Source organism: Haloarcula japonica DSM 6131, from assembly GCF_000336635.1.
GTDB classification, from domain to species: Archaea; Halobacteriota; Halobacteria; order Halobacteriales; family Haloarculaceae; genus Haloarcula; species Haloarcula japonica.
Window position 1 is genome coordinate 49,398 of record NZ_AOLY01000002.1, and the last position, 22,358, is coordinate 71,755.

A 22,358-nucleotide genomic window follows, 5' to 3' on the forward strand; every position below is an offset into this window, starting at 1 on the left:
CTCTCTATACACACTCGATGCCCCGTATCGAAGTCTCGGAAAACCTGTACCGGCAGATCGAGAGCGAAGCCAATAACGACGACTTCAACGACACGCTGTGGAAGATGGTGGGCTCCTATCGGCGGACGAACAACCCGGAAGCGGACCAGACGTAACGCACGTATCGCAGTCGGTGACGTCCCGTAGCGAGACAGTTTTGAACGGCCAGTCATCTCCGATAGCCGCTGTATCCGTGGTCGATCTAACGCCGGTGTCCCCGTCACTGTGAGCGGCAATCACTGCCGTCGGTACGCATGTTTTTACCATTTGAGCCGCTGCGTATTGGTAATGAGGCCACGAATCGCCCTGCTGAACGCGGCCCACGACGGCGAGGACAACCGCCGGAACTTCCGGCGGGAACTCGACGCCGACCTCGTGGAATACGACGTGACCGAGCGCGAACTGCCCGACACATTCGCGTTCGACGGCTGTCTGGTCACGGGCAGTCGCGCGTCTGTCTACTGGGATGAGCCCTGGATCCGGGACCTCGAAGCCTGGGTTACGGACGCAGTCGACCGCGACATCGCGTTCCTGGGCGTCTGTTTCGGCCACCAGCTGCTCGCACACGCACTCGGCGGCACCGTCGAGCCGATGGACGAGTACGAGATCGGCTACCGGACCGTCGAACACGACGGCGAGAACGAACTGCTCGCCGGCGTCGACGAGTCGTTCACCGTCTTTACGACGCATTCGGACCGCGTCGCCGAGGTGCCCCCGGGTGCGACCACGTTCGCCGAGAACGACTACGGCGTCCACGGGTTCCGGAAAGAGAACGTCTTCTCGGTGCAGTTCCACCCCGAGTATGACCCCGGAACGGCCGAGACGGTGACGAAAGGCAAGGACGAGCAACTCTCCGACGAGCGTATCGAGACGGTACTAGACGGCGTCACCGAAGAGAACTACCGCGCCGCCTGCGAGGCCAAGCAGCTGTTCGACAACTTCACCGAGTTCGCCGCGCGTCACGCGGATGGCGGGACCGGTGCTGCCGCCGCTGCTGACGACTAGCTCATCGAAGTGGTTGTCGACAGTCAGGTGAATCGGCCGGTTTCGGCGTCACATTCCGCACAGCGTGTCACGAGCGCGTCGCGGTCGTCCGTCATCTCGACGTAGTTGTGCGTGCGGCCGCCACAGTCGTCGCAGTGCCGGAGCATATCCGTATCACCCATTTCCTGTGGTGCGCCGAGCGCAAGCGCGACAACACGCTCGTCGCCCTCGTTGCGACCGCGTTGCCACTCACCAGGCGCAAAACGGATGGCCTCTCCGGCCTCGACGCGTACGTCGCCGTCCTCCGTTTCGAACGTCGCTGTGCCCGACTGAATGAGAAACACCTCCTCCTGGTTCGGGTGGCGGTGATAGCCGAAGCCGAAGGACTCGCCCGGTGCCAGTTCGTAGTGGTTCAGTGCGATATCATCGGTGCCGAGTGGACCAGCAAGCGCCCGCTTGACCGACGCCGGCCCCATCCGCGATTCGACGGCGTCGATGCTGACTTTCTCCATGGTTGCCATGTACGGCGGGCAGTCCTTAACGGTTAGTCAGAGCGGTCACAACGGTGACACGCAGGAGACGCCACAGCAAAAGCAGAGAAACGGAGCGTCGGTCACTCGCGTCGGTCGATATCGAGTTCTTCGTCGAGGTCTTCGAGCCAGTCGGCGTCCTCCAGTTCCGCCATCTGTTCACGGAAGTGCGTCTTGCAGACACCGACCTTGACGCCGTCGTTCTCGACGGCGATGTCGGCTTCACGGTCGCAGTAGTGACACTGCATACTTGAATTATATACCCGAACGACATTGAACCCTCGGGTTCCGTCTGCCGGTTGTCAGACACTGAGGGCTGTTTTGACCCGGTCCCAGGCAGCCGCGTCCAGGCCGGTGTCACCCAGCGTCTCGCCGTGAGCGTCGCTGCCGCCAGTCGGCACGAGGTCGTACCGCTCGACAGCGTCGTCGACGAGGCTGTCGTCGACCGTGCGACCGTACGGGTACCAGCGTTCGACGGCATCGAGTGACGCACACTTCGACAGCGCAGCCGCCGTATCGGGGTATCTGAACGGGTGCGCGAGGCCGACCAGCCCGCACGCGTCTGAGAGGACAGCACAGCCGTGCTCGAAAGACGGGACTTCCCGCGGGACGTAACAGGGGCAGTCATCGCCGATGAGTTCATCGAACGCCCCCTGAAAGGTGTAGTCCGACACCTCGGCGATTGCGCGGGCGATATGGGGACGACCGAGGCCGTCGCGTGGCTCGACGGGTAGCGAGACGCCCAGGCGGTCCTCGACACACTCAATGATACGTGCGCCGCGCTCGCGGCGGTTCCGCTGGATGCGTGTACACTCGGCCCGGAGTTCCTCGGTCGGGTCAACGCCGTAGCCCAGCAGGTCAAGTCGCTGGGCCTCGGTCTCGACGCGGAGTTCGATGCCGTGGAGAAGCCACACACCGTCTCGCTCGGTGACAGGGCCGTCGAGTGCAGGCTGAAGTCTGTCGTGGTCCGTGACAGCGACAATCTCGACACCTGCTCGCTCGGCGGCCGCCGGGACCGCATCGAGCGTGAGTGTCCCGTCGGAGCGAGTAGTATGTACGTGTAAGTCAGCGACGACCATACCACTTCCACATCCCCCAGCAGGAAGCCGCTTCTGGTCGAATCATGTGTCGTGGGCACACGAAACGTGAGTCCCTTATACGCATTAAGGGACATTATGATTATCTATAGTGAAGGTTTATTATCGACCATGAACTTTCCCGAGATATGCGAATGCTAAGCAACGCGACGGACGCCTTCCAATCGTACGACTACCCGGTTTCCGCTGAAGAAATCATCGAGGGTGACGGCGACATGGAACTCGAACTGCCAAACGGCACCGAACGGCTGGGCGACGCGCTGAGCCGGTCAGCTCCGGAAACCTTCGAAAGCGCGGAAGACGCCGAGTTCGCGGCGTTCTCGGGTGTGTCGAGCAAGGCCATCGGCCGGAAGGGCTACTCCGACCGCGACCCGATCTGCATGGGTGAGGACGGCCCGGACGAAGTCTCCTTCTAACGGCCCAGAACGACCTGCAGTCACTCAGCTCTGGACGGGTTTCCCGTCTCCATCGTTTTTCACACAGACGAGCAACAGCGCTATCGCTGTCGGTGAGTGCACACACTAGAGCGACTATCTGTCGAGAAAGTCCGGCCTGTCGACAGCATCAGTGCTGTCGACTGACTGCCTGTCCAACAACTCCGAGGAATCGAGCGCCGACGGCAGGCCGTCACGGCCGCCAGTCGGTACGTCCGCTTCGTCGATGTACGTCTTCTCGCCGTTGATCAGATCGGCCCAGAGGGCGTCCCGGTCGGCGTTGGTCGTCTCCGCCGCTTCCTTCGCTTCGTTCCGCCCTTCGTCGTACGCGAGTTCGACCATGCTCTTGTGATACGCCGAGTTCATCTCGGCGTAGATGGCTTCGAGTTCCTCGCGGTTGTACTCCCCGAGGCGCTCGGCGACGCCGATGGCGTAGGCCCGGTCGGTGGCCTCGTCCTTGTCGAGGCGTTCCCAGTCGGTCCCGAACTCGCGCTCGTAGCGGCTCATGACTCCACTTTCCGGTCAGGATGGACCTGCAGTCCGGCGTCGGAGAAGGATATCTGTCGGATGTCGCAGTCGATGGCGGTGCCCCGCATCTTGATGACCTGGACGCCGCGGGTCATGCTCCCGTTTTCGAGGAAGTTGTGGAAGAAGACGACGCCGTGGGCAAGGTAGTGTTCGTCGCTGTAGGACGATGGATCGGTCATCTCAGAGATGAGCAGCGTCGTCGCGTCCGTCTGTTTCAGCGCGGAGAGAAAGCCCGTGATCTCGTCTTCGACGTCGTTCATGAAATGCTGCAACAGCATGGTCGAGTCGATGACGACCCGCTGGATGTCGTTCTGTCTGATATAAGCGACGAGCCGGTTCGTCAGACCGCCTTCGCTGCCGAACTGCGTGATCGTTCGTTTCCCACTCTCGGTGACGAGGTTCAGGAACTGAATGGCGTCGGACTGCATCGCGCGGTCGAAGCCGAAGTCGTAGCCGGCCATGTCCTGCATCAGCTCCGTCTTGGTCTCGTGCATCGTTACGTACAGGCACGTCTCGCCCTCTTTGACGCCCTGCGTGATGAACTGCGAACAGAAGGTGGTCTTCCCGCTGCCCGGCGGGCCGCTGACCACGTAGAGACGATTCGGGAGTAACCCCCCCTCAATGAGTTCGTCGAAGCCGGGGACCCCACTAGAGAGACGCATATCAGCTATCTGAGTCCGTCTGGACATATGCTTTCACATTCTATTTTCACCGGTGATAACTCATTCGGCTGCGTCAGCGTTCGATAGCGCTGGGGTGGCTATCGGCCAGTTCGAGCAGTCGCTCCGTCCCGGTCCCGTCGAACCGCATCGGCCGTCGCCACCACGGTCCCTTCCCCGAATCTGACGACAGTTCGGTGACAAGTCCGTTCGCATCGGTGCCGCCGCTCGGTGCCGACAGCGGGACCACTGTGTCGTACAGTCGTGACTCCTCGGCGTTGCCACGAATGAGAACACGAGCGTCGAAGGGGTCGCGTTTCACGTGAGCGTTCGAGACGAACTGGGCCTGTTCCTCGGTCGAGAGGGTGCGATACTCCTCACCCGAGACCGCATCGCGGGCGAGTCGGAAGTGGCCGATGACGTGAGCCCCCCACTCCGGCGAAGCCCAGGCCGGGCACTCGCCAGCTACCGATAGTGTCGCGTAGAAGAACAGGTAGTCGCCGGCCGACAGGTCCGAGAGTGGGCCGGCTTTCACGCCGTGTTCGTCGCCGTAGGTGTAGCGCTCGCCGCCGGCCTCGGGAAACTCCGGATCGAAGTGGACCGGTAGATCGGCCACCGCGGACACGTCGGTCCGCAGGTCGAGGTCGCCGTAGGTCGGCACGGGCTCGCTAGTCGATTTCGATTCAGGAATTGGGATATACTCGAATGTACCATCGGAGAACAGTGGCCCGCGAAAGCCGGGCTCGTTCGTGTTGGCTCCGACGTTGATAGCGACGCTTCGCATACCAGGGGTTCGGTCGGTGCGGCAAAAGGACTGCCGGCGCGCTGTCGCCGACTACTCCCTGTCTGGCGGCGAGAGGTCCCGCTGGAACTCGTCGAACTGCTCCAGCCCTTCTGGCAGGTCAACGGGCAGTTGCCGCTCGGCGCGGCGGTCGACGTTCGCCCCTTCGATGGGTTCTGCGACGGACTCCCAGCCGTCCTTGACGGTCAGGGACTTCGCCGGCGTGCCGGCGGCGATGTGGTGGGCGGGGATGTCTTTACCGGCGATGGACTTCGCCGCGAGGATGGCGTTTTCGCCAATCTTGACGCCGGCCCGGACCATCGAGTCGTAGGTCAGACGCACGTCGTCCTCGATGATGGTGTGGTAGTTGTCGACATGGGTCTGGTCGACGGCATCGTGGTCGTGGCTGTAGACGTGAGTGTCATCGGAGATGGAGACACGGTCGCCGATAGTGAGCTTCCCGCGGTCGTCAAGATGGACGTCGTCGTGGACGACGACGTTGTCGCCGATCTCGATGTTGTGGCCGTAGGTAAAGGAGATACCCTTGAAGAAGCGACAGCCCTCGCCGCAGGACTCGAAGAGATGGTCAGCGAGCATCCGTCGGAACCGGAGCGCGAACTCGACGTTGTCCGCCATCGGCGTCGCGTCGAACTGCCGCCAGAGCCACTGCAGATGCTTCGAGCGTTTGAACCGCTCCTCGTCTTTCTCGGCGTAGTACTCGCTTTCGAGGGTCGTGTTACAGGGATCATACCCCTGCAGCCGGACCCGCTCGGCCGGAGAGATATCCGCGCCGTCCTGCCAGCGCTCGTAGGCCTCCCGGTCGCCGTGGAGGTCGACCAACACGTCAGTGACAACATCGCAGGTGTCCTCGTCACCGGAGAGGCGCTCGTCGACCTCGTCGATAAACGCCCTGAGCCCCTCTTCGGCGAGCGGTGGCAGCGACACGTGACGCTTCGTCATGTCGAGTACGTGGCTTCGCGGGCAGATAGGGGTTTCCGTTACGTGAAACCTACCCAGTAACATCCGTGTCACGACACCGTGTGACACAGGATTCGGTGAGCAAGCCACAGTTAAGACGTCGCCGTTCCAGACGACGACATGGTCAGGTCGGACTTTATCATGGAGATACGGCGCTACATCGTCAATCCCGCCGAGCGCCGGCTGCGAGCGCCGTGGCGGGTCACACTGTGGGTGTTTCTCGCCGGGTTCGGCCTCATCCTCCTTTCGGGGGTGATCGCAGTGGTGTCGTCGGTAGTGCGCGTGACACCGACGGTCGCCGTCGCGCGCCAGATCGCGCTTTTCGCTGCCGGAACTGTCGTCGCCATCGGAGTCGGCTATCTGCTTGATCGGCGGACGCTTCCGGACTACGGGCTGGGATTTGACCACCAGTGGTGGCGCGACGCGGCTTTCGGCCTCGTGCTCGGAGTGGGACTTCCCACGCTCGTCCTGCTTATTGAGATGGCCGTCGGGTTCGTCACAGTCAGCGTCGCCCTCGCAACCGTCGACAGCGGGCCGCTCCCGCTGACTGCGTTCGGACCGCCGGTCGCCGTCCTTCTTCTGGGAGCCTTCTTCCTCGTTCAGGCGACCGCTGAGGAAATACTCGTCCGTGGCTATCTCCTGACGAACACGGCTGAGGGGCTCGCCGGCTGGGTGGGGAAGCGAGGCGCGGTCATCACTGCAACGGGACTGACGGGCGCACTGTTCGGTGTCCTCCACTGGACGAATCCCAGCGCATCGCTGCTCAGTGTGGCCAACATCACCCTCTACGGCCTCCTGCTCGGTGCGTGTTACGTCCTGACCGGGCGACTCGGGGTCGCCAGCGGTTTCCACATCGCCTGGAACTACACACTGGCACTGCTTGGCTTCCCCGTCAGCGGCCTCCGGATGGGCGTCGCCCTACTCTCGACGACTGCGACCGGCCCCGAACTGGTGACCGGGGGTGGGTTCGGTCCCGAAGGGGGACTCATCGCCCTGCCGCTGCTCGCCGTCGGCGGAGCCGGACTGTACTGGTGGGTCCGCCGGGAGTACGGTGCGGTCGAGTTGCTCGACGACATTGCGACCCCACAGCTCCGGGTTCGGACGCGGTCCGACACGGCAAACCAAGACGGCTAAGTGGACAGCGCCGCTACGTCGGGTATGGAATATGCGACACTCGGAAACTCCGGCGTCGAAGTCTCGGAAGTCGGGTTCGGTGCCTGGGTTGTCGGTACGGACTGGTGGGGCGACCGCACTCGCGACGATGCCATCGACATGGTCCAGCACGCGCTCGACGAGGACGTGACGTTCTTCGATACCGGCGACGTATACGGCCACGGCGACAGCGAGGAGATCATCGGCGAGGCGCTGGCGGAACACCGCGACGAGGTGACGGTGTCGACGAAGATCGGCTACGATTTCTACAACAACCCACAGGCCGGCCACGGCGAACTCCCGAAGAAGGTCACGCCGGAGTGGGTCCACACCGCCGTCGACCGCTCGCTCGACCGCCTCGGCATGGACCACGTCGAACTGCTGATGCTCCACAACGCTAACGTCGACGAGGTCGACGAAGACGTGCTGGAGGCGCTCGACGAACTCCGCGAGGAAGGCAAGGTCGAGGCCATCGGCTGGGCGCTCGGCCCCTCCATCGGCTGGCTCGCCGAGGGCGACGCCGCCGTCGCCAACGAGTTCGACGCGCTCCAGACCGTCTTCAACCTCTTCGAGCAGACCCCCGGCCAGCACTTCATCGACACCATCCGTGAGCAAAACGCCGACACGTCGGTGCTCGCTCGCGTCCCCCATTCCTCGGGCCTGCTGAACGAGCAGGTCACCCCCGAGACGGAGTTCGAGGCCGACGACCACCGCGCGCACCGGCCGACGGAGTGGTACGAGACCGGCTTCGAGAAACTGGAGACCCTGCGGTTCCTCGAACGCGCGGAACAGCGTTCCGCGGAGGATTCGAGCGGCGAACAGCCGCGAGAACGCGACGGCGAGCGGACGATGGGCCAGGCCGCTATCCAGTGGCTCCTCTACCACGACGAGGTGGCGTCGGTCACCCCGACGTTCCGGACCAACGCCGACATCGACGAGTGGGCCGGCGCGTCCGACACGCCGCCGCTCAGCGACGAAGAGTACGACCGCGTGCAAGAGCTGTACCAGGACAACTTCGGCATCGACCGTGACGACGGGATGGACGCCCTGCGCTCGTCGGTCGGCGGTGCGGACCTCGAAGAGACGGGCATGAAATCTGCTGGGGACTGACGGCAAGGCGTTGGAGCGCCGACCCACAGGCCACGGTAGACCAGGTGGGCAGCTACTTCTACCGCCGCTCACCTGATTTTCGCACCGTCCGAACACGGCGGTTGGACACTAAATCTCCAGTTGACAGTTTACCCCCGAAGAACACCGGCAACCAAACAGCCGTCTGTCGGTTCTCGGCTGGCACCCCTCTGTTTCAACAGGAGATGTACCGCCGTCTTGCGGTTGGGGTGGCGAAGTTTCACATTCACCACGGTTCGTCTGACAGCCGCAAGACGCCAGACGGGAGTCGGTTCGAGGTGAAACGAAGGGGTTCGAGGCGCGAGACCGTTTCACATGCCTGTCCGGATGAAGCGGTAGCAGGTGTCAGAGACTGCCGGAAAAATAGTCTGCAATCATCGGGTCGGGTAATAACTGCTACTAGCAGGTCCGGGTTACTCGTTCAGCAGGCCGTCCTCTTCGACACGCATGACACCCTCGCCGTCCGGAAGGTTCGGCGCGTCGACGAGTTTGACGATCCGTTTGTTCCCCTTGGACTTCCGAAGGTACATCCGGAACGTGGAGGTGTGGCCGAGGATGTTGCCACCGATGGGCTGTGTCGGGTCGCCGAAGAAGGAGTCCGGATTGGAGGCGACCTGGTTCGTGACGACGACGGCGGTGTTGTTGAGGTCGCCGACCCGCATCAGGTCGTGGAGGTGCTTGTTGAGCTTCTGCTGACGGTCGGCGAGTTCGCCACGGCCGACGTACTCGGCCCGGAAGTGGGCGGTCAGCGAGTCGACGGCAAGCAGGCGGACGGGGAACTCCTCTTCCTGACTCTCGCTGGCGATCTCCTGGGCCTTCTCGGCCAGGAGGATCTGGTGGTTGGAGTTGAACGCCTTCGCGACGTGGATCTTCTCCAGCACGGAGGCGACGAGGTCATCAAGCAGGTCCTCGTCGGTGGGGTCTGCGTCGGCCTCCTCCTCGACGATGCCGTGGAGGACCATCGTGTCTGCCAGTACCTCGTCGGTGAGGCCCTTGACCATCTGTTCGATACGCTCGGGTCGGAACGTGTCCTCGGAGTCGACGAAGATAGCGCTACCCTCCAGACCGCCGTGTTCGGCCGGCAGCTGGACGTTGACCGAGAGCTGGTGGGTTACCTGGGACTTCCCGGCTCCGAATTCGCCGTACACCTCGGTGATGGACTGGGTCTCGACGCCGCCACCGAGCAGGTCGTCGACCTCGTCGACGCCCCAGGAGAGTTTCCCGATCTGTTCGCGGCGTTCGAGCACCGTCGATCCGGTTTCGAAGCCACCGATATCGGCCGCTTCGCGGGCGGCCTGGATGATGTCGGCTGCCGACGATTCGCCGATGTCGGCCGTGTTCGACAGTTCGCCGGGCGAGGCGACCGCAATCCCCTGGTAGGAGTCGTAGCCGTTGTCTTCGAGTTTCTCTGCTGTCGCCGGACCGACACCCGGCAGCTCTTCGAGGTCCTCACTTGCGGACATGGACATGCCTTGTGCATCTGGGGGTATAAAGCCTCGTTAACACCAGAGTGAAAGTGAAAGTGTGGGACGGCAGCGGGACGGTTCGGGACGGAATCGGGAGTTTTAGATGGGGAGGGGAGTGGAAGTGCGGTCAAAACGGACTCAAACCGGGGACCGCCCGACCAAGGGAGAAGAGCAACAGCGCCCCTAGCAAAAAGAGCCCAGTCAACACCCTCTCGGACACTGGTAGTATCCCTTCGCCGAACGCACCGACAAGGAGGAGGGTAATGGCAGCCATACCGGGAACCGGTCTGGAGCGGATCGAGTGCCAACGCAGCCACAGCGACCACTGGAGGCCGTCAAGCTGTGAGATAATGCGTGTCGCAAATGAGCGACGTGCGTCCGGGTTCTCGGCGGGCTCGAGCGTATCGAGGTCCCCGCGAGCGACCGTCACCACTTCGCCGGTGTGGACCCGACGGCCGGCCGCGTCGCCGACTAACAGCAGCGTCACGGAATCATCGTCCGTGCCGACGATGCGGTAGACACCGTCGGGAACGCGGCTGTCGGGGCCGGCCGCAGTCGGCCGGACGTGATTGCCGGGATCGACGCCGCCGTCGGTCATGTCACTCCCAGGGGTGGTAGCCGGGGCGGTCAGGCCACAGCGGATACCAGTACTCCTTGTCGTCCTCGACGGAGATCTCGTCGCTGAGATTGCTGTCCAGTTTGAATTCTGCGGAGGTGTTGCGCTCGTGGCTGTCGTGGGGGTCCGGCGCGAACGGATAGTACGCGCCCCGTCGGAAGGAGTACACCCAGTAGACGGTCTGGTCGTCGCGCGTGTGCTCGAACGCGAACAGCGCCGCGAGCAGGCGCGAGCCGTAGCGCCGCTCGACGAGCGTGTCCGCGGCGAAGTGAATCGACGTGAGCAGGTCCTCGAAGTCGTTGTCGTGCAGGACGACCCACTGGTAGCCGTGGTCGTCGGTCTCGAAGGTCGCCCGTGTCCCCGTCTCGACCATCCCCGCGTCGAGGATGGACTCGACCTCGTCGACGGCATCTTGGAAGTCTGTACTATCCACGTCGGCGAAACACAGCGCCGCCTCGCCGGTCGACTCGTACCCCAGGTCGGCCTCCATCGTGATGTAGGCGGTACTCATCCCGAACAGGTCATCAGGGTCGGCATCGCGCGTCGCGTCGGCCTCGGCTTTCACCCCGAGAACGCTCTTGAGTCCGTCGAGCAGTCCCATATGCGAGCCCCTACGGGCCGGAGCCCAAGGTGGTTTGCGTCTCGACTAGTCGGTGGGTCTGTATTCGGTGACGCGTATTCGAACAGCCAGAACGCCAGCTAAAATTAGCGGCCTTCGAGTTCGCGTTCGAGGTTCTGGAGGCGGTCGATGCGCTTCTCGGTCGAGGGGTGAGTGCTGGCCAGACGGCCGATCCAGCCGACGCTGATCGGGATGATGAAGAAAGCGTTCATCTCAGCCTGGTCACGCATATCGTCTTTCGGGACTTTGTCCATCCGACCGTCGATTTTCATCAGCGCGTTCGCAAGGGCGGCGGGCTTGCCGGTAATCATCGCGCCGCCGCGGTCGGCAGCGTACTCGCGGTAGCGGCTGAGCGTCCGAATCAACAGGAACGAGATGATCCAGACGACCAGCGAGATGAGGATGGCGACGATGACGGGGACCTGTTGCCCGCCGCGTTCGCGGCCGCCGCTGAACAGCCAACCCCAGCGGACGATGAGGAAGGCAATCGTCGAGAGAAACGACGCGATGGTCATCACCATCACGTCGCGGTTCTTGATGTGGGCCAGTTCGTGGGCGATGACGCCTTCCAGTTCGTCCTGGTCCAGCGTGTCCATGATGCCCGTCGTCACGCAGACAGCCGAACTGCTCTTTGACCGGCCGGTGGCGAAGGCGTTGGGCACCCGGGAGTCGGCGACGGCGACTTTCGGCTTCGGGAGGTCGGCCTGCTGGGCGAGGCGGTCGACGGTCCGGTGGAGTTCCGGATACTCCTCCGGTTCGACCGTCCGGGCCCCCATCGAGTACAGGGCGAGCTTGTCGCTGAAGAAGAACTGCGCGCCCAGGAACAGCCCCATGACGACGACGATGAGCGCGAGGTTCTCGAAATACAGCGTGAGCGCTCCGATAAAGACGAGATATAGCGCGAACAGCAGGAACATCGTCAGGGCCATCCGGCCACGGAGCCCCCAGTCTGTTTGCCATTCCATACGCAGTGATAGACGGTCGACACTCTAAAACCTCGCTATCATGGGAAAGTACCACACGGCAGGCGAGCGGCCCCGGCAGTCGGAACACACGGCTTAAACGGTTCAGTACAGTAGGACCGGTAATGAGCCGGTCGGGAGAGTTCTGTCCACGCTGCGGCGACGAGATACCGGAGGGCACCGATGAGCGCCCGGAGCTTGCGGGTGCTGGCGGCCAGCGCAACTCCGAGCACGTCCTCTGTGACGCCTGCTACTTCGAGGAGTTCGATCTGGTGGACGCCCCCGACACCATTCAGGTGCGGGTCTGTTCGCGGTGTGGCGCGGTCCACAAGGGGAACCGCTGGGTCGACATCGGCGCGGAGGACTACACCGACATCGCCGTCGAGCAGGTCAGCGAGGCGCTGGGCATCCACGTCGACGCCCAGTCGGTCGCCTGGCAGGTCGCTCCCGAGCAACTCGACAAGAACAACATCCGGATGCACGCGGAGTTCTCCGGCGTCATCCGCGGGACGCCGGTCACCGAGGAGGTCACCGTCCCCGTCCGCATCTCCCGGCAGACGTGCAAGCGCTGCGGGAAGATCGCCGGGGGCTCCTTCGCCAGCATCGTCCAGGTGCGGGCCGACGGGCGCGTGCCGACCGACGATGAGCGCGAGCGGGCCGAAGAAATCGCCCAGGAGTACGTCGCCGCCCGCGAGGAGACCGGCGACCGCAACGCCTTCATCACCGAGACCAAGTCCGTCGACGACGGGCTGGACATGAAGATCTCAACCAACCAGATGGGGCTGGGCATCGCCAAGCGCATCACCGCCCAGCTTGGGGGCTCGTACTCCGATTCGCGGCGGCTTATCTCCGAAGACGAAGACGGCCAGGAGCTGTACCGGATGACCTACGCCGTCCGCCTGCCTCGCTACCGACAGGGCGAGGTCATCGACCCGGAGGACGGCGACGGGCCGGTGCTGGTCCGCTCGGTCCAGGGGAACCTCAAGGGCGTCCGGCTGGCGACCGGCGAGGACTACGAGGCGAGTTTCGAGGACGGCGAGACGCCCGACGCCCGCCGGCTGGGGTTCCAAGAAGACGCCCAGACGACGACGCTCGTCGCCGTTGAGGACGATAGGGCCGTCCAGGTCCTCGACCCTGAAACCTTCGAGAGCAAGACCGTCCCGCGGCCGGACTACCTCGACACCGACGCTGACGAAGTGCCTGTGCTGAAGAGTCACACCGGGTTGCACATCCTTCCGGACGAGGAAGCCGACACGGATACCGATGAGTGAGGACGGTGCTGGCCGCGAGTCGGGCGAGACGGACGACCAGCGCCTCGCCGCCGTCGTCGATAAACTCCGCTCGCAGGCGGCCATCGAATCCCTGCGGGCCGAGGGCGTCTACGACGACACCAGAAGCGTCACCGAGTGGACCGAGGACAGCGTCGCTATTCCGGTAACTGCCCCACCCCAGGAGACGCAGTTCCGGGAGATCGTCCGACAGGTCGGCGAGCGACGTCTCAAAACGCTCGATGACCACCTCCGGGAGCGCGGCTGGACCGACGCGGAAATCGATGCCGCCCCGAGTTCCTGGGCCGTCCTTGGCTCCGTCGTGCTGGTCGACATCGGCGACAGCCCCCGGCCAGCAGAAGTCGGCGACGCGCTGTTGGCGCTCCACGGCGAAGCCGAGACGGTGCTGGCCCGCCACGGAATCTCCGGCGAACACCGCGAGCCCAGCGTCGAGGTTATCGCCGGCGACGGCGACACCGAGACGGTCCACACCGAACACGGCACGCGCTACGCGATGGACCTCGCGGAAGTGATGTTCTCGCCCGGCAATAAGGCCGAGCGGGCACGGATGGGTGACGTCGTCAGCGAGGGGCGGGGGACCCGGCCCTCGGAACGGACGAGCGGTGAAGCCGCGAGCGAGGACGGCGAGCGCGTACTGGACATGTTCGCCGGCATCGGCTACTTCACCCTCCCGATGGCCCGCGCCGGCGCGAACGTCACCGCCGTCGAACGCAATCCGACCGCGTTCCGGTTTCTCGTCGAGAACGTCATGCTGAACGACGTAGACGCACAAGTCCACCCCTACCGGGCCGACTGTCGTGATGTCGTTCCGAGGTTCGCCGAGGAGGGGCGAGCTGACCGAGTGGTGATGGGGTACTACGAGGCGCACGAATACCTCGACAGCGCGCTTGAGGCGCTCGCGCCCGGCGGCGTCCTCCACATGCACGAGGCGACGCCGGACGCGCTGGTGTTCGACCGCCCCATCGAGCGGCTGGAAGCGGCGGCAGCCGAAGCGGGTCGGGACGTGGAGATTCTGGACACCCGCCGCGTCAAGGAGTACAGCGAGGGCGTCGCCCACGTCGTCATCGACGCCAGAATCGAGTGACTGCTGTGTAGACCGTGACAGCACAGGGCCCGCGAAGTCACCGTATCCGCATCTGTGTAAAGAAAGTAATACTACTTCGAGCGGCGACACAGACAAGCCGCTCGCGGCGGTCGAGAGAATAAGTTGACATGAACTTAGTTTCTGAAACCATCGTTTTAGTCCCTCTCAAAGGATTATAGTGAACGGTGCTCGGTTTTGACGGTTCCCTCGACAGGGGAAATTGGGAGAGAGTTCGGACGGAGTCCCGGCCCAGTCCCGAGGAAATCATGTCAAATTTCGGAAAATTGGTTTAGGGTGGGCCTGTCTCGGTAGTGATGTAGCCATGAACCCATCCGCCGACACATCCGACCGGACGCGACGCGCATTCCTCGGTACGACCGCCTCGCTGAGCCTGGCCGCGCTGGCCGGGTGCGCGGGGAGCGGCGACAGCGATGCGGGCACGACGGAGACCGATGCGATGGAGACGGAACCGATGGAAACCGAGACGGAGATGATGGAGACGGAGACCGAGACGCCGACGCCGCCGGCCGACGACGTGCCCATCCTGAACTACGCGCTGACGCTGGAACACTTAGAGAACGCCTTCTACCGCGAGGGCCTGGAGACGTTCAGTGACGACGAGCTGATGACCGCCGATGTCCTCGCCGACTTCGGTGAGCGCGTGCGAATGGAAGTGCCCGACTACCTCCGCACCGTCAGCGAGCACGAGGCCGCCCACGTCAGCGCCATCAGCGACACCGTCGAGCAACTAAACGGGACGCCGGTCAAGGAGGCCGAGTACGACTTCGGTTACGAGACCCCCAGCGAGTTCCTCGCTGTCGCCGAAGCGCTCGAAAACACCGGCGTCGCCGCCTACGCCGGGGCCGCACCAAAGGTCGTGAACAACGACGTGCTGGCCGCGGCCGCGGGCATCCACAGCGTCGAGGCCCGACACGCCGCCTTCCTGAACCTCGTCAACGGTACCTCGCCGTTCCCAGCGGCCGTCGACGAGGCCAGTTCGATGAGCGAGGTGCTAGAGGTTGCCGGGCAATTCGTCACGAGCGAGGTTGATGCGAGCGTCTACGAACTCGACGACGACCGCGCGACCCCAGATCGGAAGGCTGACGACGACACCTCCGACGTGGACGTCCTGAACTACGCGCTGACGCTCGAACACTTAGAGAACGCCTTCTACCGCGAGGGCCTGGAGACGTTCAGTGACGACGAACTGATCGAGGCCGATGTTCTATCCTCGTTCGGCGACGGGGTCCGAACGATAGTGCCCGACCATATCCGAACAGTCGGTGACCACGAGGCCGCCCACGTGACCGCTCTCAGCGACACGGTCGAGAAGCTCGGCGGGACGCCGGTCGAAGAGGCCGAATACGACTTCGGCTACGAGACCCCCAGCGAATTCTTCGGCGTCGCGAGGGCCCTGGAGAACACCGGCGTCGCCGCCTACAAGGGTGCGGCACCGACGGTATCGAACGACCAGGTGTTCTCGGCCGCAATCGGCATCCACAGCGTCGAGGCCCGCCACGCCGCCATGCTCAACGAACTCAACGCTGAATCACCCTTCCCCAACGGCGTCGACGAGCCCCAGACGATGGCCGAGGTCACCGAAATCGCCGGCCAGTTCATCGTCGAAAACTGAGCGTGAGGCGGGTGCAATGGAACGTCGGCGGAGTCGACGGTCTTAGGTAGGCTGCTTGAGTGGGCCATAGCAATGGAGGCGGTCCTCTGGTACGTGCTCGCAGGGACGCGTGGCGGGTACAACCGCGCTCGTATCCTGCGCGGCATCGACGAGCGCCCCCGGAATCCAAATCAGCTCGCGGAGGACTTAGACCTCAACTACGACACCGTTAGACACCACCTTGACGTGCTGACCGACAACGAGGTGGTGACCGCCAGCGGCGACGACTACGGCGCGGTGTACTTGCCGTCGGAGACGGCCCGGAACCACTGGTCACTCGTCGAAGAGATACTCGAGACACTAGACAATGACTGAGAATCCCCACAGCCCCGAGACGACCGGCGATCCACGGACGGAGGCGCGCCGATGAGTCTCTGGCTCGACCTGGCCCGCATCGCGAGCGCCCTGAACGTCCTGTTGCTCCTCGCACTCGGAGCAGTGTGGGCACGGAGTTACCTCCGGCTGCGCTCGAAGCACACGCTCGGAATGTTGGTGTTCGCGGCGCTGCTCTGCGTCGAGAACGGCTTCGCCCTCTACGTCTACTTCCTCGACCCAATACTGACGGCCTGGTTCAGCAACCAGGTGCCCGACCCTGCCTGGCAGGCGATGGCCGCGTTCCACGTCCTCGAAACGGCCGCGCTGGCCTTTCTGACGTGGGTCACGATGGACTGAGCGGACGTCGTAACGCCTAATTAGCCGAGTCCTCAAGGAGAGGGCATGAACAGACAGCAGATTATCAGCATAATCCTCGTCGGCCTGATGGTCGGGTCATCAGTGGTCTACGGATTAGCCTTCGCCTTCTTCTAGTCCCACACGTCGGAGAGCGGGTGGTTTCCGTCACCGGACCGCGAGCGTGAGCGGTCGTGGCGGCGTTTCGTGCCCGAACTGAGCGACGAGAGCGCCTGGTCCGGCGCGAATCGCGGCAGGTCGGGCTGTGAGAGGCGGTCGGCCTGCGCACGGAACCAGTCTGGCATGTCGTGTTCGGCGCGCTCAAACAGGTCCAGCAGCGACGAGTCCGCAAGGTAGGTCGCGCCGTAGTCATCGGGCGCGCGGACGACGCGGCCACAGGCCTGAATGACCGTCCGGAGCGCCGTCCGGTAGTACCAGCCCCACCGGTCGTCTTCGAGCCGTCTGGCGACGCGGGAATCTCGGGTATTGGGGTAAGGAGCCTTGCACAGCACCTGCCACCGACAGAGGTCGCCTTCGAGGTCGAGAGCTTCCTCCATCTTCACCGAAAGGAACACGTCGGGGTTGTCGCTGCGCTTCCAGGCGGACAGCGCGCCGTCTCGACCCTCCTTGTCGTGGGTGCGGACGCGAGCGCCGACGCCGAAGTCGTCGAGCAGGGCCTTCAGTTGCTCCTGAATGGCGTAGGAGTGGCAGTGAATCAGTCCCTTCTCGTCCGTGTGCTGGGCCATGATGCGAACGATGGTTCGGGCGATGTCGGGCAGCGTGTCGTCGCGGTGCTCGTAGGTCATCTTCCCCTGGGCCACGTCGTACAGCGGCCGGTTCTCGACGGGGAAGGTGTGGCCGACCTCCACGAGCGCGACGTTGCTGGGGTCGAGACCGACGTTGGCACAGAACGCCTCCTTGTTGAGGATAGTCGCCGAGAGCAGGGCGAAGCGGTTGCCACGGTCCCAGACGGTGTGTTTGAGGTACCGCTCCGGATTCATCGGTTTGATCGTCACCGGTGCGTGCTCGCCGTCGGCCTGGTCGACGACCCACGTGGTCGCGCTCTCGGTGTCGGTGTAGTCCTCGCGGAACCACCCGAGGTCCTGCCGGAGCGTGTTCAGCGAGTCCCGCTCGGCCACTTCCTCGCCCGTGAGTTCCGCCTTGTTTCGCAGTTCCTTCACGCGGCGCTCGGCGAGGTGCTCGACGCGTTCGGTAAAGGCGACGGCGTCGTCCAGGCCGTCGATGTCGGGCACGTCGATATCGTTCCACATCGGAATGGACTGCGGCGAGAGGTCGATAGTGGCGTACATCTCCGCCCACTCGCCCAGGCCGTGGGCCTCGTCGATGACGACCACGTCGCGCTTGCCGAATACGTCGCTGCCGGCGGTCTGCATGAAATAGGCCAGCGTCATCGCGGCGATGCGCCGGTTCGAGGCGATAGCGCGGTCCGAGAAGTACGGACAGCGGTGCTTGACCTGACAGTCGAACTTCCGTTCGCGCACGCACGGGGCCTGGTTCACCGGCGTGTCCGTCTCGCCGGGGAGGATGCAGTCGTAGTTGTTCTTCCCGCGGATGACACAAAGGTCCTCCAGCAGAGCGTCCTCAGCCACGTCGTCTAGCTGGGAGACCTGTGGCGTGGTGTAGTAGGCGTCGATGACCTGCTCGGCGGCGGCATCGCCGGCAGTCCGGGCACACCCGGCGATGGCCCGAGCGAGCAACGATTTGCCGCTGCCGGTCGGCGCGCGAACGAGGACAACGTCCTTGCCGCGCTCGAAGGCCGCACGGATGTCAGCCAGAGCCTGCTTTTGGTTGCCCCGGTAGGATGGGGCGGGGAACTCGTCGGTAATCCGTGCGGGGTACACGCGAGAAAGCAACGGACGAGGCGGCCTAAACCTTTCTTGTCGCCGGATGTGCGTCAGCAGCTATCCGTGACGATGGTGTGAGTCATGTTCACATGCACACGGTCGTGGTACTGCTACTCTCGGAATGCTTATACATATACCCCCTGTACGTATATTTGCAATGGCAAACGGTAAGGTTGATTTCTTCAACGACACAGGCGGTTACGGTTTCATCTCGACTGAGGACGCGGACGATGACGTTTTCTTCCACATGGAAGACGTTGGCGGCCCTGACCTCGAAGAAGGCGAGGAGATCGAATTCGACATCGAACAGGCCGACAAGGGCCCCCGCGCGACGAACGTCGTCCGCAACTAAGGCAGATTTCCGGTCGATCAGCGACCGTATCTGACACTTGTTCTTATCGAAGCTCACTCGACGAGCAGCGCGTACAGCACGGCACAGAGCCCTGCGACGGTCACGAGACCCCTGACGAGTAACACGACCCCATCTCCGGCACCCGCCCAGTCAGCGACAGTGACGGCGGCGTAAACGCCGGCAGTCAGCGACGCGATACCAACGGCGAGCCATCGCATCTTCGACGCGTCGTTGCGCCGGTAGCCGCGATAGGCCAGCGATGCGACGAACAGTCCGACGGCGGCTGTCAGGGCCCGCGAGAGTTCCGCGACGAGATCCGGCGCGAGCAAGTCGAGGACCACCGTCACGACGACTCACCGCCGTAGACGGTCCAGAGAATCGTTCCGAGTCCGAACAGTTCGCAGGCGCTGACGAGGAACGAGCGCCCGACGGCACCGACGGCAGTGGCCGTGGGGAGTGCGATACGGAGGATTTCCGGGACGGTCGTGAGGAGGAGGAGCCCGACAGCGAGGGTCAGCATGCCCGTCCGGCCGGGGCCGCGACAGTAGCCACGGATCAAGACGATGGCGATGGCGGCCGAGAGTGCAACTGTGACGAGCGAGAGCGCGATAACGGCCAGCGCGATCCCCTGGTCGGTCCAGCCAGTGCGTATCTGTAGTAGTGTCGCGAGCATCTCAGGACAGCCCCTGAAACAGGTCGGTAAATCGATCCGCCGGGTCCTGCGAGGATCGCGTGACGGCGATGTCGTATGTCCCGTCGACGAACGTGACTGTCACGTCCTCGACGGTCGCGACGTAGCGCTTGTAGTGGTGGCCGTCGGGGTCGACAGCCTGCCGCTCGGCGACAAGGTCAGCAGCTTCCAGTCGTTCAAGGCGGCGGTATGCCGTCGGATCAGACATCTCGCAGGCCGTACAGAGTTCAGAGACAGACATCGGTCCAGTGGTGAGTTCAGCGATGATGGCCCGCGCGTACTCGTCTTCGAGTAGCGCGAGCAGTTCGTCGTCGCCGACCGCGTCCATAGTCGCTCCAGCGAGCGGAGTATAATAAAAAGTCTCACCGGCTTCCAACCCGGAAGCGGTGCCCGCGGTGATACGTCGGCTCCGGCCGGCCGTCCATGTGTGTCACCGAACCCACCGGAGCAAAGGGACAGCCAGGCGACCACGAGCATGGTCGCGCGGGCCGCTTCGGGACTCCGCTGGCCGGTCTGGAACAATGCAGACAGGAGGATCAGAGCACCGCTGCGTGCAGTGTTTCCGGCGGTGTTGTCGTTTCTGGCCCTCGCGGCGCTACAGCCCGTCGTTCGAGCCCGGTTCACACATCCGGTCCGAGAACCGATCGAAGCGGCCGGGATCGGGGCGATTCTCGTCGCCACAGTGTTCATCAGTGCTCGTCTCCTCGACCGTCGCCCCATCGGCGAGTACGGGCTGTCGCTCGACCGCCGCTGGTGGCGGTCGTTCGCCGTCGGCGGCGCGATAGCGACCGCCATCAACGCCGGGGCGCTCGCCGTCGCTGTCAGTGCGGGCTGGGCTACGGTCGTCGGGGTCGCGGAGGGGGCCGGCGACCTCCCGTTCCTCCCGGCGATGGTCGTCGTCTTCGCCTACATCGCCCTCGCGGCAGCGTGGGAGGAAGTCGTCTTCCGCGGCGCGATGCTGAAGAACCTCGCTGAAGGGGCGGATGGACTGGTTCCGCGGTGGGCGGCGGTCGGGCTCGCGGTGCTCCTGAGTGCGCTCGTCTTCGCCTCCCTGCACGGCGGGAAGATCGATCACCCGAGCCAGTACGGCTACTACCTGCTCGCCGGACTCGTCTTGAGCGGTGCATACGTGCTCACCGGCGACCTCGCGCTCCCGATCGGCTTTCACGTCTGGTACAACTTTACCCAAAGCGCGGTGTTCGGTCTCGGTCACTCACAGCAGACCCCCGAACTGCTCGCCGTCGAAATCGTCGGTCCACCTCGATGGGTCGGCGAGGAAGGGACCATCTTCACTGTCTTTGCTGTCATCGGGGGGCTTCTGTTGCTGGCATACGTTCGCTGGCGCGACGGCCGTCTCAGAATCGACGAGCGCGTGACGCAGTGGACGCCAAGAGCCGAGCGGGAGACGTGACGACGTTAGAGGGCGGCTACATCCGCCGCAGTCACTTCTTGATCGTCGGGTAGCCGGTCGATACAGTCATAACAAAGGAAGTGTTCCGTATCGTCGCCGAGTTCGAGGACAATACCTTCGGTCGGTCTGGACTCCTGCGACCAGATGTTGGCGATGCCGCCAGCTATCGAAACGTTCGTATCGCACCCGTCGCAGGCTCTGGAGGCCATTAGCCGATATTTATACGCTGTATACACTTCAAGGTAGCTGGCTCCTTCGAACAGGTCAGCGTGATTAACTCTCGACATACTTTTGTCGTCCGATGGGCACCATCCAGATAATGCAAATACTGGTCACAGGGGGTGCCGGGTTCATCGGCGGTCACCTGGCACAGCGGTTCGCCGCCGACAGCCACGATGTCGTCGTGCTCGACAACCGCGACCCGTTCTACGATCTGGATATCAAGCAACACAACATCGAGGCGGGGCGGGACGCCGCCCGGAACAGCGACGGGAGCTACGAGTTCATCGAGGGCGACGTGCGTGACGCGGAACTGGTGACTGAGCTTGTCGCCGACGCCGACTACGTCTACCACCAGGCCGCCCAGGCCGGCGTCCGCCCGAGCGTCAAGAGCCCCCGCAAGTACGACGAGGTCAACGTCGACGGGACGCTGAACCTCCTCGACGCCTGCCGCGACGAAGGCATCGAGCGGTTCGTGATGGCGTCCTCTTCCTCAGTCTACGGCAAGCCGCAGTACCTGCCCTACGACGAGCAGCACCCGACGACGCCCGTCTCACCTTACGGTGCGTCGAAACTCGCCGCCGAGCGCTACGCCTGTGCGTACAGCGAAGTGTACGACCTCCCCGCCGTCGCCCTCCGCTATTTCACCGTTTACGGCCCACGGATGCGACCGAACATGGCGATCTCGAACTTCGTCTCCCGGTGTCACAACGGCGAGCCGCCGGTCATCTACGGCGACGGGACGCAGACGCGCGATTTCACCTACATCGAGGACGTCATCGACGCGAACATGACGCTGCTGCACGAGGACGCCGCCGACGGGCAGGCGATCAACATCGGGTCGACGGACAACATCGAGATCAAGACGCTCGCGACGGAAATCCGCGATCAGATCGACCCGGACCTCGATCTGGTCTACGAGGAACGCCACGACGCCGACGCAGAACACACCCACGCCGCAACCGAGCGCGCCGAGGAACTGCTCGGCTATGACCCGGACCACACTATCCGGGAGGGGGTCGCGAAGTTCATCGACTGGTATCGGGATAACCGTGACTGGTACGAGCCGCTCGTCCGACAGTCCTGAGGGGCGACACGAACAGACCACGGTTTTAACCTCGTCCCGTCCTGCA

At 63.8% G+C, this 22,358-nt stretch carries 29 protein-coding genes; 13 read left to right on the forward strand and 16 right to left on the reverse strand.

Annotated features, from left to right (window positions below):
* The first annotated feature begins 17 nt into the window (after positions 1 to 17).
* Together C444_RS22105 and C444_RS00230 are read left to right on the forward strand one after the other, a co-directional pair.
* Positions 18 to 155, forward strand: a complete 138-nt coding sequence (locus C444_RS22105) for a hypothetical protein (RefSeq protein WP_004516449.1) — start codon at positions 18 to 20, stop codon at positions 153 to 155.
* A gap of 172 nt (positions 156 to 327) precedes the next feature.
* Positions 328 to 1,044, forward strand: a complete 717-nt coding sequence (locus tag C444_RS00230; RefSeq protein ID WP_004590031.1) for a type 1 glutamine amidotransferase — start codon at positions 328 to 330, stop codon at positions 1,042 to 1,044.
* 23 nt (positions 1,045 to 1,067) lie between these two features.
* Here C444_RS00230 and C444_RS00235 read toward each other — a convergent pair whose 3' ends face one another.
* From C444_RS00235 to C444_RS00240, 3 genes are all read right to left on the reverse strand, one after another.
* Positions 1,068 to 1,535, reverse strand: a complete 468-nt coding sequence (locus tag C444_RS00235; protein WP_049908982.1) for a cupin domain-containing protein — start codon at positions 1,533 to 1,535, stop codon at positions 1,068 to 1,070.
* Between the two features lie 101 nt (positions 1,536 to 1,636).
* On the reverse strand, positions 1,637 to 1,801 hold the full coding sequence (locus C444_RS22110) for a DUF6757 family protein (protein WP_004516452.1): 165 nt from the start codon (positions 1,799 to 1,801) through the stop codon (positions 1,637 to 1,639).
* 54 nt (positions 1,802 to 1,855) lie between these two features.
* Entirely contained in the window at positions 1,856 to 2,632 is a 777-nt protein-coding gene (locus C444_RS00240; protein ID WP_004590033.1) for a PHP domain-containing protein, read from the reverse strand.
* Positions 2,633 to 2,778: 146 nt separating this feature from the next.
* Here C444_RS00240 and C444_RS00245 point away from each other — a divergent pair, with 146 nt between their 5' ends.
* A complete protein-coding gene (locus C444_RS00245; RefSeq protein ID WP_004590034.1) occupies positions 2,779 to 3,066 on the forward strand; it encodes a DUF5789 family protein in 288 nt (95 codons plus the stop codon).
* A gap of 114 nt (positions 3,067 to 3,180) precedes the next feature.
* Here the strand turns inward: C444_RS00245 and C444_RS00250 are convergent, their stop codons facing one another.
* From C444_RS00250 to C444_RS00265, 4 genes are all read right to left on the reverse strand, one after another.
* Complete coding sequence (locus tag C444_RS00250) at positions 3,181 to 3,591, reverse strand: hypothetical protein (protein ID WP_004590035.1); 411 nt, start codon at positions 3,589 to 3,591, stop codon at positions 3,181 to 3,183.
* Positions 3,588 to 4,274 (reverse strand): RAD55 family ATPase, encoded by a 687-nt coding sequence (locus C444_RS00255; RefSeq protein WP_004590036.1) that lies wholly within the window; start codon positions 4,272 to 4,274, stop codon positions 3,588 to 3,590. Before C444_RS00255 ends, C444_RS00250 begins: the two co-directional genes overlap by 4 nt.
* Before the next feature lie 73 nt (positions 4,275 to 4,347).
* Complete coding sequence (locus C444_RS00260) at positions 4,348 to 5,055, reverse strand: Nmad3 family putative nucleotide modification protein (protein ID WP_004590037.1); 708 nt, start codon at positions 5,053 to 5,055, stop codon at positions 4,348 to 4,350.
* 51 nt (positions 5,056 to 5,106) lie between these two features.
* A complete protein-coding gene (locus tag C444_RS00265; RefSeq protein WP_004590038.1) occupies positions 5,107 to 6,012 on the reverse strand; it encodes an acyltransferase in 906 nt (301 codons plus the stop codon).
* A gap of 138 nt (positions 6,013 to 6,150) precedes the next feature.
* Between C444_RS00265 and C444_RS00270 the strand changes: the two genes are divergently transcribed.
* On the forward strand, positions 6,151 to 7,164 hold the full coding sequence (locus C444_RS00270) for a CPBP family intramembrane glutamic endopeptidase (RefSeq protein ID WP_004590039.1): 1,014 nt from the start codon (positions 6,151 to 6,153) through the stop codon (positions 7,162 to 7,164).
* Positions 7,165 to 7,188: 24 nt separating this feature from the next.
* Complete coding sequence (locus C444_RS00275) at positions 7,189 to 8,292, forward strand: aldo/keto reductase (RefSeq protein ID WP_004590040.1); 1,104 nt, start codon at positions 7,189 to 7,191, stop codon at positions 8,290 to 8,292.
* Between the two features lie 431 nt (positions 8,293 to 8,723).
* Here C444_RS00275 and radA read toward each other — a convergent pair whose 3' ends face one another.
* From radA to htpX, 4 genes are all read right to left on the reverse strand, one after another.
* The gene (gene radA / locus C444_RS00280; RefSeq protein WP_004590041.1) at positions 8,724 to 9,773 is read right to left on the reverse strand and encodes a DNA repair and recombination protein RadA; all 1,050 of its coding nucleotides are present in this window, start codon (positions 9,771 to 9,773) and stop codon (positions 8,724 to 8,726) included.
* 130 nt (positions 9,774 to 9,903) lie between these two features.
* The gene (locus C444_RS00285) at positions 9,904 to 10,374 is read right to left on the reverse strand and encodes a hypothetical protein (protein WP_004590042.1); all 471 of its coding nucleotides are present in this window, start codon (positions 10,372 to 10,374) and stop codon (positions 9,904 to 9,906) included.
* A gap of 1 nt (position 10,375) precedes the next feature.
* Positions 10,376 to 10,993, reverse strand: a complete 618-nt coding sequence (gene pspAB / locus C444_RS00290) for a PspA-associated protein PspAB (protein WP_004590043.1) — start codon at positions 10,991 to 10,993, stop codon at positions 10,376 to 10,378.
* A gap of 104 nt (positions 10,994 to 11,097) precedes the next feature.
* Entirely contained in the window at positions 11,098 to 11,976 is an 879-nt protein-coding gene (htpX, locus tag C444_RS00295) for a zinc metalloprotease HtpX (protein WP_004590044.1), read from the reverse strand.
* Between the two features lie 122 nt (positions 11,977 to 12,098).
* Here htpX and C444_RS00300 point away from each other — a divergent pair, with 122 nt between their 5' ends.
* The 5 genes from C444_RS00300 (at position 12,099) to C444_RS00320 (ending at position 16,690) form a co-directional block, all read left to right on the forward strand.
* Positions 12,099 to 13,244 (forward strand): 60S ribosomal export protein NMD3, encoded by a 1,146-nt coding sequence (locus C444_RS00300; RefSeq protein WP_004590045.1) that lies wholly within the window; start codon positions 12,099 to 12,101, stop codon positions 13,242 to 13,244.
* Positions 13,237 to 14,346: a class I SAM-dependent methyltransferase gene (locus C444_RS00305; RefSeq protein WP_004590046.1), complete on the forward strand. Its 1,110-nt coding sequence runs from the start codon at positions 13,237 to 13,239 to the stop codon at positions 14,344 to 14,346. Before C444_RS00300 ends, C444_RS00305 begins: the two co-directional genes overlap by 8 nt.
* Before the next feature lie 322 nt (positions 14,347 to 14,668).
* Positions 14,669 to 15,979 (forward strand): ferritin-like domain-containing protein, encoded by a 1,311-nt coding sequence (locus C444_RS00310; RefSeq protein WP_004590047.1) that lies wholly within the window; start codon positions 14,669 to 14,671, stop codon positions 15,977 to 15,979.
* Between the two features lie 72 nt (positions 15,980 to 16,051).
* Positions 16,052 to 16,333 (forward strand): ArsR/SmtB family transcription factor, encoded by a 282-nt coding sequence (locus C444_RS00315; RefSeq protein ID WP_004590048.1) that lies wholly within the window; start codon positions 16,052 to 16,054, stop codon positions 16,331 to 16,333.
* 51 nt (positions 16,334 to 16,384) lie between these two features.
* Positions 16,385 to 16,690, forward strand: coding sequence for a hypothetical protein (locus C444_RS00320; protein ID WP_004590049.1), 306 nt, complete (start codon positions 16,385 to 16,387; stop codon positions 16,688 to 16,690).
* 131 nt (positions 16,691 to 16,821) lie between these two features.
* Here the strand turns inward: C444_RS00320 and C444_RS00325 are convergent, their stop codons facing one another.
* On the reverse strand, positions 16,822 to 18,549 hold the full coding sequence (locus tag C444_RS00325; RefSeq protein ID WP_004590050.1) for an ATP-dependent DNA helicase: 1,728 nt from the start codon (positions 18,547 to 18,549) through the stop codon (positions 16,822 to 16,824).
* 160 nt (positions 18,550 to 18,709) lie between these two features.
* Here C444_RS00325 and C444_RS00330 point away from each other — a divergent pair, with 160 nt between their 5' ends.
* Positions 18,710 to 18,904, forward strand: coding sequence for a cold-shock protein (locus C444_RS00330; RefSeq protein ID WP_004516469.1), 195 nt, complete (start codon positions 18,710 to 18,712; stop codon positions 18,902 to 18,904).
* A gap of 53 nt (positions 18,905 to 18,957) precedes the next feature.
* On the opposite strand, the gene C444_RS00335 is transcribed toward C444_RS00330, so the two are convergent.
* Genes C444_RS00335 through C444_RS00345 form a run of 3 tightly spaced genes read right to left on the reverse strand, consistent with a single transcriptional unit; the run spans position 18,958 to position 19,923 of the window.
* Positions 18,958 to 19,251 carry a DUF7521 family protein gene (locus C444_RS00335; RefSeq protein WP_004590051.1) on the reverse strand — a complete coding sequence of 98 codons (294 nt, stop codon included), beginning with the start codon at positions 19,249 to 19,251 and terminating at the stop codon, positions 18,958 to 18,960.
* Positions 19,248 to 19,577, reverse strand: coding sequence for a hypothetical protein (locus C444_RS00340; RefSeq protein WP_004590052.1), 330 nt, complete (start codon positions 19,575 to 19,577; stop codon positions 19,248 to 19,250). The genes C444_RS00335 and C444_RS00340 overlap by 4 nt, the downstream gene beginning before the upstream one ends.
* A 1-nt stretch (position 19,578) precedes the next feature.
* Positions 19,579 to 19,923: an ArsR/SmtB family transcription factor gene (locus C444_RS00345; protein ID WP_004590053.1), complete on the reverse strand. Its 345-nt coding sequence runs from the start codon at positions 19,921 to 19,923 to the stop codon at positions 19,579 to 19,581.
* A 99-nt stretch (positions 19,924 to 20,022) separates the two neighbouring features.
* Here C444_RS00345 and C444_RS00350 point away from each other — a divergent pair, with 99 nt between their 5' ends.
* Entirely contained in the window at positions 20,023 to 21,006 is a 984-nt protein-coding gene (locus C444_RS00350) for a CPBP family intramembrane glutamic endopeptidase (RefSeq protein WP_049908985.1), read from the forward strand.
* 5 nt (positions 21,007 to 21,011) lie between these two features.
* Here the strand turns inward: C444_RS00350 and C444_RS00355 are convergent, their stop codons facing one another.
* Positions 21,012 to 21,215 carry a DUF7561 family protein gene (locus C444_RS00355; protein WP_004590055.1) on the reverse strand — a complete coding sequence of 68 codons (204 nt, stop codon included), beginning with the start codon at positions 21,213 to 21,215 and terminating at the stop codon, positions 21,012 to 21,014.
* A gap of 110 nt (positions 21,216 to 21,325) precedes the next feature.
* On the opposite strand from C444_RS00355, the gene C444_RS00360 reads away from it, so the two are divergent.
* Positions 21,326 to 22,312, forward strand: a complete 987-nt coding sequence (locus tag C444_RS00360; protein ID WP_004590056.1) for an SDR family oxidoreductase — start codon at positions 21,326 to 21,328, stop codon at positions 22,310 to 22,312.
* Positions 22,313 to 22,358 lie beyond the last annotated feature (46 nt).